15 protein-coding genes are annotated in these 14,101 nt (G+C 68.9%); 10 read left to right on the top strand and 5 right to left on the bottom strand.

Annotated features, from left to right (window positions below):
- Nucleotides 1-33: 33 nt before the first annotated feature.
- Genes L3V85_RS27705 through L3V85_RS27690 form a run of 4 tightly spaced genes read right to left on the bottom strand, consistent with a single transcriptional unit; the run spans nucleotide 34 to nucleotide 3,829 of the window.
- On the bottom strand, nucleotides 34-825 hold the full coding sequence (locus L3V85_RS27705; protein WP_237675861.1) for an ABC transporter permease: 792 nt from the start codon (nucleotides 823-825) through the stop codon (nucleotides 34-36).
- Nucleotides 822-1,673, bottom strand: coding sequence for an ABC transporter permease (locus tag L3V85_RS27700; RefSeq protein WP_237675860.1), 852 nt, complete (start codon nucleotides 1,671-1,673; stop codon nucleotides 822-824). The genes L3V85_RS27705 and L3V85_RS27700 overlap by 4 nt, the downstream gene beginning before the upstream one ends.
- Entirely contained in the window at nucleotides 1,670-2,761 is a 1,092-nt protein-coding gene (locus tag L3V85_RS27695) for an ABC transporter ATP-binding protein (RefSeq protein ID WP_237675859.1), read from the bottom strand. Before L3V85_RS27695 ends, L3V85_RS27700 begins: the two co-directional genes overlap by 4 nt.
- A 33-nt stretch (nucleotides 2,762-2,794) precedes the next feature.
- A complete protein-coding gene (locus L3V85_RS27690) occupies nucleotides 2,795-3,829 on the bottom strand; it encodes an ABC transporter substrate-binding protein (protein ID WP_237675858.1) in 1,035 nt (344 codons plus the stop codon).
- Nucleotides 3,830-3,989: 160 nt separating this feature from the next.
- On the opposite strand from L3V85_RS27690, the gene L3V85_RS27685 reads away from it, so the two are divergent.
- From L3V85_RS27685 to L3V85_RS27675, 3 genes are all read left to right on the top strand, one after another.
- Nucleotides 3,990-4,613 (top strand): MarR family winged helix-turn-helix transcriptional regulator, encoded by a 624-nt coding sequence (locus L3V85_RS27685; protein ID WP_237675857.1) that lies wholly within the window; start codon nucleotides 3,990-3,992, stop codon nucleotides 4,611-4,613.
- A 14-nt stretch (nucleotides 4,614-4,627) separates the two neighbouring features.
- A complete protein-coding gene (locus L3V85_RS27680; protein WP_237675856.1) occupies nucleotides 4,628-5,542 on the top strand; it encodes a LysR family transcriptional regulator in 915 nt (304 codons plus the stop codon).
- A gap of 67 nt (nucleotides 5,543-5,609) precedes the next feature.
- A complete protein-coding gene (locus L3V85_RS27675) occupies nucleotides 5,610-6,374 on the top strand; it encodes a sulfite exporter TauE/SafE family protein (protein ID WP_237675855.1) in 765 nt (254 codons plus the stop codon).
- Between the two features lie 22 nt (nucleotides 6,375-6,396).
- On the opposite strand, the gene L3V85_RS27670 is transcribed toward L3V85_RS27675, so the two are convergent.
- On the bottom strand, nucleotides 6,397-6,732 hold the full coding sequence (locus L3V85_RS27670; protein WP_237680665.1) for a tRNA-binding protein: 336 nt from the start codon (nucleotides 6,730-6,732) through the stop codon (nucleotides 6,397-6,399).
- A gap of 182 nt (nucleotides 6,733-6,914) precedes the next feature.
- On the opposite strand from L3V85_RS27670, the gene L3V85_RS27665 reads away from it, so the two are divergent.
- The 7 genes from L3V85_RS27665 to L3V85_RS27635 all read left to right on the top strand — a co-directional run bounded on the left by L3V85_RS27665 (nucleotide 6,915) and on the right by L3V85_RS27635 (nucleotide 14,101).
- Nucleotides 6,915-7,442, top strand: a complete 528-nt coding sequence (locus tag L3V85_RS27665) for a sigma-70 family RNA polymerase sigma factor (RefSeq protein ID WP_237675854.1) — start codon at nucleotides 6,915-6,917, stop codon at nucleotides 7,440-7,442.
- Entirely contained in the window at nucleotides 7,439-8,431 is a 993-nt protein-coding gene (locus L3V85_RS27660) for a FecR domain-containing protein (protein ID WP_237675853.1), read from the top strand. Before L3V85_RS27665 ends, L3V85_RS27660 begins: the two co-directional genes overlap by 4 nt.
- A gap of 107 nt (nucleotides 8,432-8,538) precedes the next feature.
- Nucleotides 8,539-10,989, top strand: coding sequence for a ferric-rhodotorulic acid/ferric-coprogen receptor FhuE (gene fhuE, locus L3V85_RS27655; RefSeq protein ID WP_237675852.1), 2,451 nt, complete (start codon nucleotides 8,539-8,541; stop codon nucleotides 10,987-10,989).
- A gap of 81 nt (nucleotides 10,990-11,070) precedes the next feature.
- Complete coding sequence (locus tag L3V85_RS27650; RefSeq protein ID WP_237675851.1) at nucleotides 11,071-11,367, top strand: hypothetical protein; 297 nt, start codon at nucleotides 11,071-11,073, stop codon at nucleotides 11,365-11,367.
- Nucleotides 11,364-13,040, top strand: coding sequence for a PepSY-associated TM helix domain-containing protein (locus L3V85_RS27645; RefSeq protein ID WP_237675850.1), 1,677 nt, complete (start codon nucleotides 11,364-11,366; stop codon nucleotides 13,038-13,040). The genes L3V85_RS27650 and L3V85_RS27645 overlap by 4 nt, the downstream gene beginning before the upstream one ends.
- Nucleotides 13,037-13,399, top strand: coding sequence for a DUF3325 domain-containing protein (locus L3V85_RS27640; protein ID WP_237675849.1), 363 nt, complete (start codon nucleotides 13,037-13,039; stop codon nucleotides 13,397-13,399). Before L3V85_RS27645 ends, L3V85_RS27640 begins: the two co-directional genes overlap by 4 nt.
- Before the next feature lie 48 nt (nucleotides 13,400-13,447).
- Nucleotides 13,448-14,101: a hypothetical protein gene (locus tag L3V85_RS27635; RefSeq protein ID WP_237675848.1), complete on the top strand. Its 654-nt coding sequence runs from the start codon at nucleotides 13,448-13,450 to the stop codon at nucleotides 14,099-14,101.

Below are 14,101 nucleotides of genomic sequence, written 5' to 3'. Positions count from 1 at the left end.
GAAACTCCTTGGCGAAATCGGGGGGTGTTGTTGTCAAACGTGCTTGTGAAAGCCGGTCCAGCGCTCCGCCAGCAGCAGCACGATGCCGGTGGTCACGATGAGCAGGGTGGAGACCGCGGCCACGCTGGGGTCCACGCCTTGCTCGACCGAGGTGAAGATCTTCACGGGCAGCGTCGTCTGGCTTGCGGAGAGAAGGAACACCGACACCGGCACGTTGTCCAGCGAGGTGATGAAGGCGAAGAGGCCGCCGGCCACCAGGCCCGGCTTCACCAGCGGCAGCGTGACGAGGCGAAAGCTGGTGAAACCGTCCGCGCCGAGCACCCGCGCCGCGTCTTCCAGCGATTCGTCGACCGACGAGAGGCTGCCCAGGCTGGCCCGCACTACGTAGGGCACGGTGATGACCACGTGAGCGAGCCACAGGCCCAGCGAGTTGCCGCGCAGGCCGGTCATCGTGTAGTACTGCAGCAGCGCGACGCCCAGCACCACCGAAGGCAGGATCAGCGGCGCCATGAAGAGCGAGGTGAGCGCCGCGGCGCCCGGCACCATGCGGCGGTGAATGGCGTAGGCCGCGATCAGGCCCAGCACCAGCGCCGCGGCGGTGGATGCGGCGGCCAGCCACAGGCTGGTCCATGCGGCGCCCAGGTACTCGGGGTCGCGCAGCACCACCTCGAACCAGTGAAAGGTCAGGCCCTTGGGCGGTATGGTGAGGTAGGCCGTCTTGCTGAATGCCGCGAGCACCACCACCAGCACCGGAATCTGCAGGAACACCACCACCGCGATGGCCGTGGCCGCGAGCACGGGCGTCTTCTTTCCGTCGGCGTTCATGCGTTGCCTCCCCAGCGCTTGAGCACGCGGCTCGACAGGCCGATGACCGCCAGCGTGAGCGCGGTGAGCGCGAACGACATGGCCGCGCCGGCGGGCCAGTCGAGCGTCTGCAGGAAGTCGTCGTAGATCAGCGTGGCCATCACCTTGTAGGTGGGGCCGCCCAGCATGCGCGGCGTGACCAGCGCGCTGATGGTCAGCACGAAGACGAGGATCGAGCCCGACAGGATGCCCGGCGCGCTCATGGGCAGCGTGATCGACCAGAACACCCGCAGCCGGCTCGCGGCCAGCGTGTACGCGGCGGCCTGCACGTCCTTCGAGATCGCCTGGATGGCCGGCACGAGCATCAGCACCATGAACGGCAGGAAGATGTGCGACATGCCCACCAGCAGGCCGAACAGGTTGAACATCATCTTGATCGGCCGCTCGATCAGGCCGATGTCGATCAGCAGGTTGTTCACCAGGCCCCGGTTGGCGAGCAGCGCGATCCAGCCGAAGGAGCGCACCACCAGGTTCAGCAGCATCGGGAAGATGACCAGCATGGTGAGCGCCAGGCGCATCCTGGGCCCCGCGTTGGCGATGTAGTAGGCCAGCGGGTAGCCCAGCAGCAGGCAGATGGCGGTGACGCCGAAGCCCAGCACCAGCGTGCGCACCACCACTTCGCGGTAGTACTCGTCGGTGACGATGCTGGTGTAGTTGGCGAGCGTCCAGCCGGCGGAGATGCCGGTGCCGGGCTCGTAGGGATGCAGGCTCAGCGGCACCATCAGCAGCACCGGCGCGACGAAGGCCAGCAGCAGGAGCAGCAGCAGCGGCGACGCCAGCAGCGCGCCCGTGAGCTTGCGCGGGTTCATGCCGACGCGGCCTGCGCGGCCCGGGCGGTGACGTACACATGCTGCGGCGCGATGGCCACGCGCACCGGCGCGTCGACCTCGAGGCCGGCGTGCGGGCCGTTGGTGACGGCCTCGGCGATCAGCTCGGTGCCGCCGAACGCGAGCAGGTACTGCACGCGCGCGCCCACGAAAGAGCGCATGGCGACGCGGCCCGCGAGCGTGGCCGCGCCGGGCGAGGGTGCATCGGCGAAGCGGATGTCTTCCTGCCGGATCACCACGTCGACCGCCGCGCCCTGCACCATGCCTTCGGCGGCGGACGCGGGCAGCATCGGGCCGTCGTCCAGCTGCACCGCGGCGGAAGCGCCATTGGCGCGCACCACGCGGCCGGTGAGCCGGTTGGGGCGGCCGATGAAGCTGGCGACGAAGCCGGTGGCGGGGCGGTGGTAGATGGCCTCGGGCGTGTCGAACTGCTGCACCACGCCGTGCGCGAGCACGCACACGCGGTCGGACATGGACATGGCCTCGCCCTGGTCGTGCGTGACGAACAGCGTGGTGATGCCGACCTCGCGCTGCAGCCGCTTGAGCTCGATCTGCATCTCGTCGCGCAGCGAGGCGTCGAGGTTGGAGAGCGGTTCGTCGAAGAGAAGAATGCTGGGGCGCGGCGCGATCGATCGCGCCACCGCCACGCGCTGCTGCTGGCCGCCGGAGAGCTGCTTCGGCATGCGGTCGCCGAGGGCCGACAGGCGCACGCTGGCCAGCGCCTGGTCGACACGCTGCTTCAGCTCGCTGCCCTGCATGCCCTGGCGGCGCAGGCCGAAGGCGACGTTCTCGAACACGCTCATGTGCGGGAACAGCGCGTACGACTGGAACACCAGGCCGATGTTGCGCCGGTTGGTGGGCAGCGCGGTGATGTCGCGGCCGTCGACGAGGATGCGCCCGCCGGTCGGCTCGATCAGCCCCGCCACCATGCGCAGCACGGTGGTCTTGCCGCAGCCGGAGGGACCGAGCAGCGAGATGAATTCGCCGTCATGGACGGACAGCGAGACCGACGACGCGGCCACGTGGCCCGGGTAGCGTTTCTCGAGACGGTCGAGCGTGAGTGCCGGCATGTCTGTCGGGTGGTGAGGGTTGAAGAAGGGCGCTCAGCGTGCGACTTCGCGCTGCCAGCGCTTGGTCCACTCGGGCAGCGACTTGGCCACGGCCTCGGGGTCGGGCAGCCAGAGGTTGTCGAACGTCTGCTGATAAGGAACGATCTTCGCGGCCTTGTCGCTGAGCTTGACCTGCGTGTTCACGGGGCCCGCGTACTTGCGCTCGGCGAAGCAGGTCTGGCCCTCCTTCGACAGCACTTCGTCGATGTACTTGAGCGCGAGCGCCGGCGACTTGGCGCCCTTCGGAATCACCAGCGCGGGCAGGATGCCCACCGCGCCTTCCTTGGGGTAGACGATGGCCAGCGGCAGGCCCTTGTCGATGGCGGAGCCGGCGCGGTCGGGGTACCACACGGCGGCCGCGATCTCCTGGCGCTCGAACAGCGAGACGATCTGGTCGGCCTGTGTGTAGAGCGTGACGGAAGACTTCGCGATCGGCTTGATGGCGGCGAAGCCCGCATCCATGTTCGCGAGCGTGCCGCCCTTCATGCGGTTCAGCGCCATGAGGAACTGCGAGCCCGAGGTGCCGCTGATGTCGCCGATGGCGAGGCGGCCGTCGTATTCGGGCTTGGCGAGGTCGGCCCACGAAGTGGGCGGCGTCTTGATCTGCTTGGTGTCGTACACGATGACGGTGGCGCCGGTCATGAACACCACGTACTGGCCGTCCTTGTCGAGCGCGCGCGGCGACACCTCGGCGGCGTTGGCAAGCTTGCTCTTGTCGATGGTCTCCAGCAGCTTCTCGTTCTTGAGCTGCGAGGCGAGCGAGTTGTCGATGTAGACCACGTCGAAGTCCGACTTGCCGCCGGTGGCGCGGATCGAGGCCGCGAACTGCGACGAGCTGCCGAGCTTGAGCGCGACCTTGGCGCCGGTCTTCTTTTCGAAGGAAGCGATGTGGCAGGTCTTGGAGTCTTCGGCGAAGGAGCCGCCGAAGATGCCGACCACCAGCTCTTCGGCCTGCGCGGCCGACGCGGCACCGGCCAGCAATGCGGCCGCGAGACCGGAGAAGAGACAGCGCGAGAACGTGGGTTTCATCGTGAACTCCTGTAGGGGCACAGGCCTGAAGGCTGCGTTGGAATTCACTTTATCTTTCGTAAAAGATAAATGCAAGGCATTTAAGATAGGGACGAACCCGCGCCGCTGCGCTGCACCAGAATGGCGGCGCAATGGCCCCACCTTTGATGGAGAGCACGTCATGCCGCACAAAAAAGAAGCATCGAACCGACGTCCGCCCCAAGGCGATGCCAAGGAGCGCGAGGTACTCGACGAGGCCCCGGCCGAAGGCGGAGACCTGGTCGAGCGCGGCATCCGCCAGTGGCTGCGCGAGCGGCCCGACATCGACAGCAGTGGCAAGTCGGTGGTCGGGCGCCTGCTGCGGCTCGAGGAAGTCGTGCTGCGCACCCTGAACCAGGTGCTGGAGCCCTTCGGCATGAAGTATCAGGAGTACGCCGTGCTCGCCACTCTGCGCGTGGCGGGGGCGCCCTACCGCCTCTCGCCGTCGCGGCTGCAGAGCACGCTGCTCTTCACGTCGGGCGGGCTGTCGAACCTGCTCAAGCGGCTCGAGAAGGAGGGCTGGATCAAGCGCTCCATCGACCCCAACGACGGGCGCGGCGTGCTGGTCAAGCTCACGGCCAAGGGCATCCGGCTGGCCGACGAGGCCATGCCCCGGCACGCGGCGGCGGAACTGCATCTGCTGCGCATGTTCGATGCCTCGCAGCGCGAGGTGCTGTCGGGCCTGCTGAGCCAGATGATGACCGGCAACGCACCCGAACTGGGGCCGGAGCCTGGAGAGGCGCTGCTGCGCAAGCCGCGCGATTGACGCAGGGGCCGCGCATGCTCACCCACAAGCAGCTTCGCTACTTCGTCGACATCGTGGACGCGGGCAGCTTCAGCCTGGCGGCAGAGCGCCTGTTCATCGCGCAGTCGGCGCTGAGTCGGCAGGTGAAGGAAATGGAGCGCCACCTGCAGGTGCCGCTGCTGGCGCGCGACACCCGGCACCTGGAGATGACGCCGGCCGGCCGCTCGCTCTACGGCGACGCGCGCCGCATCCTCGCGGCCATCGACAGCGCCACGGTTGCGGCACGCCATGCGCAGCGCGGCATCGAGGGCACGGTGCAGTTGCTTCACTCCAGCTCCGTGCCGCTCACGCATGCGCTGCTCGGCGGCCTGAAGGAACACACAAGGCGTTATCCGGGCGTGTCGATCGAGGTGTCGCAGCGTTCGTCGGAGCACCAGGCGCTCGATATCGAGCAAGGCATTGCCGACGTCGGGCTGGCGCGCGAACCGGTGCTGCGCCGCTACCCTGGCGTGCGGCAGGCACCGCTTTTCTCCGAACCGCTGGTGGTGGCCGTGCCGGCCGCGCATGCACTGGCTGCCCGCGAAAGCGTGAGCATCGCGCTACTGCGCGACGAGCCCTTCGTCGCCACGCCGCACATGGAGCGCGGCGGCCTGAGCCAGCGCGTGGCCGAGCTGTGCCGCGCGCATGGCTTTCATCCGGCCGGCGCGCAGGTGCGTTCGCGCAAATGGTCGCAGCTCGCACTGGTGCAGGCAGGCTTCGGCATCGCGATCCTGCCGGTGTCGATGGGCCGCATGGCGCCCGAGGGCGTGCGGCTCCTGGCGCTGGATGGCGAAGACTGCGTCACCACCGTGCTGGTGCTGTGGCGCGCCGACGAAGGCACGCAGCTCGCGCGCGACCTGGTCGAATCGCTGCGCATGGCAATGGGCGCGGCGCCGGAAGCATTCAGCTGATTTCGAGATGGACGCCCGCCCCATTCGGTATTGGCGCGCGGCGGCCGAAGCCCCTAGATTCGCGGGCATGGATTCCCTCTTCGGTGCCTTGCCCATCACTCCGCTTCAGTTCGCGATCGTCTGCACGGGCGTCGTCGTCGCCTACGTCATCTTCGGCATCGCCGGCTTCGGCACCGCGCTGGTCGCGGGGCCGGTGCTGGCCAACTTCATTCCGGTGGCCAGCGTGGTGCCGCTGCTGGCGCTGCTCGATTTTTTCGCGGCCATCGTCAACGTGAGCCGCGACGCGCGCTCCGCCGACACCGGCGAACTGCGGCGGCTGGTGCCGGTGATGGCGCTGGGCAGCCTCGTCGGCGCGGCGCTGTTGTTGCTCGGGCGCCCGCAGGTGCTGCTGCTGGCGCTGGGCATCTTCGCGGTGGCCTATGCGCTGTATTCGCTCAGCGGCCTCAAGCCGGTCTCGCAGCTTTCGCCGCGCGCGTCCGTACCTTTCGGCTTCGTGGGCGGCATCTTCTCCGCGATGTTCGGCAGCGGCGGCTTCATCTACGCGATCTACCTGGCGGGCCGCATCGAACAGAAGGAGCGCATCCGCGTGACGCAGTCGACCTTGATCGGCCTCAGCACGCTCACGCGCGCGGTGCTGTTCCTGCTGGCCGGCGTGTACGCGCAGACGGCCATTCTGTGGCTGGCGGTGCTGCTGTTTCCGGCGATGCTGGTGGGCACGGCCCTCGGGCGGCGCATCACGCTGCGGCTGTCGCGCGAGCAGTTCCTTCGCGTGGTGGCGGTCGCGGTGCTGTGTTCGGGCGCGTTCCTGATCTACCGCTACGCCGGCGCCTGAGCGCGACCAGGGCGCGCAAGCATCAGAACAGCTTGGTGCCCAGCGGTACTTCGCGGTCGGGCACGCACAGCGCCACATGGCCGTTCTCGTCGTGGAAGCCCGTCACCAGGCATTCCGACATCAGCGAGCCGATCTGCTTCTTCGGAAAGTTGACGACCGCCACCACGAGCTTTCCGACCAATCCTTCGGGCTGGTACAGGTCGGTGACCTGCGCGCTGGATTTCCTGATGCCCAGCGGGCCGAAGTCGACCTGCAGCACATAGGCCGGCTTTCGCGCCTTCGGCAGCGGTTCGGCCGAGAGCACGCGGCCGACGCGCAGCTCCACCTTGGTGAAGTCGTTCCATTCGATGAGGGGCATCTCGCCCGGAGCTTCGGTTGTCATGGGTTCTTTTCGGGGCCGGTTTTTCCTCTGTCGAGCATACCCATCCACCCTTCGGCAAAGGAGCGGAAGGGGCCTCGTTTCCCGGCGCGCGCGACACTGCCTCTAAAATGAGAATAATTCTTATCTGAGGTGGCCGTGGCCGCCGTGCCCGTCCGCCAATGGCCGCCGATTCCGTTCTTCACCATCCGCACATCCAGACACTCTATTGCGACCACCACGGTTGGCTGCAGGGCTGGTTGCGCAAGAAGCTCGGCAACGCCTTCGACGCGGCGGACCTTGCGCAGGACACTTTTCTTCGCATCCTCGCCGCGCCCGACGACACCCCCGAAAAGCAGGGCGACTGGCAACTGCGCGAACCGCGCGCCTACCTCACGGTCGTGGCCAAGCGGCTGCTCGCCAACCTGTACCGCCGCCGCTCGCTGGAGCAGGCCTACTTCGAGGCGCTGAGCGCGCTGCCCGAGCCGCAGGCACCGTCGCCGGAGCAGCAAGCCATCATCCTCGAGACCCTGCAGGAGATCGACGCGATGCTCGACGGGCTGGCGCCGCCGGTGCGGCGGGCCTTCCTGATGGCGCAGCTCGAAGGGCTGGGCTATGCGGAAATCGCGGCCACGCTGGGCGTGAGCGAACGCACCGTCAAGCGCTACATGGCCGAGGCGATGGCACGCTGCATCCTGCTCGCGGCATGAGCGCCTCACAGGCGATGGTGGTCGTCGACGAAGCCGTCGCCATGCAGGCGGCGCAGTGGTTCTTCCTGATGCAGTCGGGCGAGGCCACCTCTGCCGACCGCATGCGCTGGACGCAATGGCGCGAAGCCGACCCTTCGCACGAAGCGGCCTGGCAGCGCGCGGAGCAGGTGAGCCGCAAGTTCGGCATGCTGCCCGGCCGCCTGTCGATGCCCACGCTGGGCCGCACGGTGCGCGCGGATCGCCGCGTGGCCGTCAAGACGCTGGCGCTGCTGCTGACAGCCGCACCGGCAGGCTGGCTCGCATGGCGCGTCTCACCGGCGCGCGAATGGCTGGCCGACCACCGCACCGCCACCGGCGAACGCCGCGAACTGCGCCTGCCGGACGGCACGCGCATCCAGCTCAACACCGCGACCGCCGTCGACTTGGCCTACGACGCGAAGCTGCGCCTCGTGCGGCTGCGCGCGGGCGAGATCCTGATCGACACCGCGCCCGATGCGGTGGCTTCCAGCGACCCCGCCTACCGGCCCTTCGTGGTCGAGACCGCGCAAGGCCGGCTGAAAGCCCTGGGCACGCGCTTCGTGGTGCGGCAACACGAGGACCGGCGCAGCCATGTCGCGGTGCTCGAAGGCGCGGTGGAGCTGCGACCCGACGATGCGCGCGGCCTTGCCATGGTGCTGCGCGCAGGCGAGCAGGCGGGCTTCTCGGACTCGGCAATCGACGCCGTGACGCCCGTGGGACCGGAAGCCGACGACTGGTCGCGCGGCGTGCTGCGCGCCAGGAACATGCGGCTGCAAGACTTCCTCGCCGAACTCGGCCGCTACCGGCCGGGCGTGCTGCGCTGCGATCCGGCGGTGGCCGACCTGCGCGTGTCGGGCGTGTTCCAGCTGAACGACACCGGTCCGGTGCTCGACAGCCTGCCGCAGGCGCTGCCGGTGGACGTGCTCTACCGCACGCGCTACTGGGTGACGGTGGTGGCGCCTGGCGGTTGAAGCGGGGGCGTCCGCAGGTTTTTTTGGCGGGCCGTGTCCCTTTTCGTTTTCTCGCGTGTGAAGCCCTGAGGAACAGCAACTTCACATTCTTTGCGAGAGAACATTTCATGGCCCGTCGCCGACCGTTTCCCTTCGACTCACAACACATCACGCGCGCCGTGCGCGGCGCATTGCTGGCGATGGCCTGCGCCGCCGGAACTGCCGGCGCGCAGACCGTGCCCGCCGCCGACGCATCGGCCACGCAGGCGGGCCCGCGCAAGGCCTACAGCATCGCGGCCGGTCCGCTGGACGATGCACTCTCCAGCTTTGCCGCCACGGCGGGCGTGAGCATCACAATGCCCCCCGCCCTGGTGCAGGGGCGCAGGTCGCCCGGGCTGCAGGGCAGCTACGCCGTGCGCGAGGGCTTCGCGCGCCTGCTCGCGGGCTCGGGGCTCGAGGCGGCCGGCGGCGCGGGCGGTGCCTACGCGCTGCGCCCCTCCACCAGCGGCGAGAGGGAAGGCAGCGCCGACGGCACCACCCTCGCACCCGTCACCGTCACCGCCGAAGCCGACCGCAGCGGCACCACCGAGGGCACCGGCGCCTACATCACACCCGCCACGGCAGCGGCCACAGGCCTCGCGCTGGCGCCGCGCGACACGCCGCAATCTGTCACCGTGCTCACGCGCCAGCAGATCGAAGACCAGAACATGCTCTCGCTCGGCCAGGCGATGAAGAGCGTCACCGGCGTCTTCGCGGTCAGCTCCGACACCGACCGCACCGACCTCTATGCGCGCGGCTTCTACATCGACAACTACCAGTACGACGGCGTGCCCACCACCGTCACGACCGACTTCTTCGGCGCCTCCAACAGCGACCCGCTGCTGTACGACCGCATCGAGGTCGTGCGCGGCGCCACCGGCTTGCTGACCGGCGCGGGCAATCCGTCGGCCTCGGTCAACCTCGTGCGCAAGCATGCGGACAGCAAGGTGTTCGCGGGCGCGGCGTCGCTGGGCATCGGCTCGTGGAACCAGCGCCGCGCCACCGTCGACCTGTCGACCCCGCTCACCGAAGACGGCCGCGTGCGCGCGCGCCTCATCGGCATGGCAGAGCAACGCGATTCCTTCATCGACATGTACCACGGCCGCAAGCAGGTGCTCTACGGCGTGGTCGATGCCGACCTGACACCCGACACCACGCTGAGCGTTGGCATCGACTACCAGGCCAACCGCCCCACCGGCTCGACCTGGGGCGGCCTGCCGCTGGTGTTCGCGGACGGCACGGCCACCGACTGGCGTCGGAGCCAGACCGTGGGCACGCCGTGGACGCACTGGGACGCCACCAACACCACTGTCTTCGCCAACCTCGTGCATCGCTTCGACAACGGCTGGAAGGTCAAGGCCAACCTGTCGTACCGCAAGAGCGAGCAGGACGCGAAGCTGCTCTACCTCTACGGCGACCTCGACCGCCTCACCGGCACCGGGCTGGGCGCGCTGCCCGGCTTCTTCGAGCATGCGTTCCGCCAGAGCAGCATCGACCTGCAGGCCACCGGCCCCTTCGAGCTGCTGGGCCGCAAGCACGAGCTGGTGGTGGGCATCAGCAATTCGCAGTCGCGCTACGTGCAGGCCAAGCATCCGCAGACCGACGAGGTGGCCGACGCCGGCAATTTCTATCTGTGGAACGGCTCGTACCCGGAGCCGACCTGGGGCGCGCTCAAGGTGTCGCAGATCGACAAGACCCGCCAGACCGGCTACTACGGCGCCGTGCGCCTGTCGCTGGCCGATCCACTCAAGCTGATCGTGGGCGGGCGGCAGAACAGCTGGCGCACGCGCAACGCCAAGGCCGAGCGCAGCCACGACGTGTTCACGCCCTATGCCGGGCTGGTGTACGACCTGAACGCCAGCTACTCGCTCTACGCGAGCTACACCGACATCTTCCAGCCGCAGAACTACCGCGACGCCGCCGGTGCGTACCTCGATCCGGTCACGGGCAAGAGCTACGAGCTGGGCATCAAGGGCGAGCACCTGAACGGCAAGCTCAATACCTCGTTCGCCGTCTTTCGCGCGCGCCAGGAAAACGTAGCGCAGCGCGACGGCACGCGGCTCGTGCCCAACTCGGTCGACAACGCCTACTACGGCGCCAAGGGCGTGACCAGCAAGGGCTTCGAAGCGCAGGTGTCGGGCGAACTGGCCAGCGGCTGGAACCTGAGCGCCGGCATCGCGCGCACCCTGGGCCGCGAAGGCAACGGCGACCCGATCAACACCGCCATGCCGACCACGCTGGTGAATGTGTTCACCACCTACCGGCTGCCGGGCCGCTGGCACCAGCTCACGATCGGCGGCGGCGTCAACTGGCAGAACCGCACCTACTACCGCTACAGCGTCGGCGACGTCGCGATGCGCTTCCAGCAGAACTCGGTGGCGGTCGCGAGCCTGATGGCGCGCTACGCGTTCAACCCCAAGCTCTCGCTGCAGCTGAACATCGAGAATCTCTTCAACAAGAAGTACTACAACAACATCGACGGGCAGGGCTACTACGGCACGCCGCGCAACGCGGTGGCAACGCTCACTTACAAGTTCTGAAGGGCCGTCTGACCCTTTTTGGCTTTTCGTTTGTCATGTAGTGGGAGGGGCGCGATTTCGCGCCCCGTTTCTTTTCCCACCATGACATCCCGCCTCTCTTCCCTCACTCCGGGCCTGCTCCTGCTGAGCCGTGTCGCGGCCGCCGTGTTCGGCGGCTACGCGCTGGCCGCGGCCGTGGCGTTCTTTCTTGCGGCCGTGTTGCCGACGGGCCGCGCCGAAGCCGTCGTCGGCGGCATGCAGTTCAGCTTCGCGGTACATGCCATCGCGGCGATCTGGGCCTTCTCGCCGGTCGCGTTGATGCGCGTCTGGTTGTGGCTGCTGTTGCCGGCCGTGGTGCTGGCGGGGCTGGGCTGGTCGCTGCGCGGGGTGGGCGCATGAGCAAGCAGGCAAGGCAGGGCGGCTTCCGGCAGGCGCAGGCCTGGTTGCATACCTGGTGTGGGCTGTGGTTTTCGTGGCTGCTGTTCGCGGTCTTCCTCACCGGCACGCTCGCGGTTTTCGACGAGCCCATCACCCACTGGATGACGCCGGAGCACCGGGCCGAAGAAGCCGCTGAAGCTGCTGAAGCGGCCGCGCCCAAGACCACGGATGCAGCCACCGCCGGCCGCGCGCAGCGCCTCGCCTGGGGCGTCGCCTACATGGCCGAGCACCACCCCGCGGCACGGATGTGGGAGCTGTGGCCTTCCGACGCGAAGGGCGGCGGCGGCCTCACGGTCTACTGGCTCGACGCCGACAACCGCTACGTCTCGGCCAGCCTCGACCCCGCCACCGGCCGGCCCCTGGCCGCGGCCGCGGGGGCCGGCGCCCATGCGGTGCGCGCCACGCTCGGCGGCCATCACTTCGTCGATTTCCACTACGAGCTGCACGCCGGCACCGTCGGCCTGTGGATCGTCGGCATTGCCGCGATGGCGATGCTGGTGGCGCTGCTGTCGGGCGTCATCACGCACAAGCGCATCTTCAAGGACTTCTTCACCTTCCGCCCGAAGAAGGGGCAGCGCAGCTGGCTCGACGCGCACAACGCGGTGGCGGTGCTGACCTTGCCCTTCCAATTCATGATCGCCTACACCGGCCTCGTGATCTCCGGCACCTCCTTCATGCCGGCCGGCAAGGTGCTTCACTACGGCACGGGCAGCACGGCGCAGGCGCAGTTCGTCTCGGAGCTGAGCGACGGCGTCAAGCCGCGGCGCGCCGGCCGCGCGATGGCCGTGCCCGACCTCGAAGCCTTCGCCGCGCGCGGCCAGCAGCTCACCGGCCAGCCCGTGCGCGCGGTGGTGATCGACCATCCCGGCGACGCCGGGGCGCGCATCGGCATCTACGGCTGGAACGGCGACGACGAAGCGCTGCGCCGCATCAACGCCAACACCGGCATGGCGCAGTTCTCCGCCGCCACGGGCGAGCTGCTGCGCGTGCGCCTGCCGGGCGCATCGGACGGTGGCGCCGCGCTGCTCGCGCAGTCGACCATGAGCGGGCTGCACATGGCCACCTTCGGCGGCTGGGGCATGAAGTGGCTGTATTTCCTGTGCGGGCTCGCGGGCACCGCGATGATGGGCACGGGCGCCATCCTCTTCATCGTGAAGCGCCGCCAGAAGCACCTCGGCGAATTCGGCGGCGCGACCGCGCGGGTCTACCGGCTCGTCGAGGCGCTCAATGTCGCCGCCATCGCGGGGCTCGCCCTGGCGTGCATCGGCTTCCTGTGGGCCAACCGGCTGATCCCGGTGGACATCGCGCAGCGGGCCGACTGGGAGCTGCGCGCCTTCTTCGCCGTGTGGGCGCTTGCGTTGGCGCACGCCTTCGTTCGCCCGCCCGCGCGGGCGTGGCGCGATCAACTGGGCGTGCTGGCGGCGCTGTGCCTGCTGCTGCCCGCGCTCGACTTGCTGACCACGGGCGACCACCTGCCGGCGCAGCTGACGCGCGGCGATTGGGAAAGCACCGGCGTGGCGTTGACGGCGATGGCTTTCGGCCTTGCCGCGCTCGGCGCGCTTCGGCATCTGCGCGGCATTCGCAGAAATTCTTCGGCTGCCGCCTTGCCCGCTTCTTCGGAGTCCGCCGCATGACGACCTCGTATGCCTCGCTGCTCGGCCTTGCGCTGGCGTATTCAGGAATGGCCGGCCTGGGCTTTGCCATGGACCGCCACCATGAGCAGCTGACGAGCCTGCGCGAAACGCCGGTGCGTCGTCGCGTGCTGCTGCGCATCGGCGGCTGGCTGCTGCTCATTGCCGCGCTCGTGCCCTGCGTCATGGCCTGGGGTGCTACCGTCGGGCCCGTCGCGTGGCTGGGCTTTCTTTCGGCCGGCGCATTGGCGGTGGCGCTGATGCTGCCCTACCGCCCGCGCGGCGCCGCATGGCTCGCCGCCATTGCCGCCCCGGCGGGCAGCGCCGCGCTGGCCTTGGCGCTCATCGGAGCCTTGCCTTGACCGGCGGGGCCGCCTTGTTTTTTCATCCACTCCTGTTTCCCGTCGCACATGCCGTCTTCTTCTTTCTTCCGCTTCCGCCCGCTGCTTCTGGCCGCCGCCTGCCTTGCCGCCACCGGTGCCGCGCAGGCCGACTACCTCTGGCTCTCGCGCGACGGCGCCAATGCCGCGGCGCGCATCGGCGAACTCGACAAGACGCCGCAGCCGGTGACCGGCGTGAGCGCGCCGCGTGCCTTCCTGGCGGACGGCAAGGACCTGCCGCTGACCACCGAGGCCGACCGCGTCGTCATCCCTGCCGCCGCGGGCGCCGACCTGCGCGCCGTCGCCAGCCGTGCCGGCGGTGAAGCCGGCAAGGCCACGCTCACGCAATACCAGGCGCGCTGGGGCCGCACCGAGACCAAGGCCGTCAACGACCTCGAGCTGGTGCCCACCGAGCCCGGCGGCAACACCTTCAAGCTGGTGTGGAAGGGCAGCACCGTGCCGGCCACGCAGGTCAACGTCGACACCTCCGAAGGCTGGCGCCGCGTGCTGCGTCCCGCCAAGGACGGCACCGTGACGCTGGGCACGCCGTTCCCCGGCCTCTACGTGCTGGAAGTGACGGCCCGCGTGAACGGCGCCGTGACCGTCGACGGCAAGAAGTACGACGAAGTGCGCCACACCGCCACGCTGAGCTTCGAGGTGCCGGCGAAGAACGCCGGGCAGTGA

This window comes from Variovorax paradoxus (assembly GCF_022009635.1).
GTDB lineage: Bacteria > Pseudomonadota > Gammaproteobacteria > Burkholderiales > Burkholderiaceae_C > Variovorax.
This window is presented reverse-complemented; position numbering and strand designations above follow the sequence as displayed.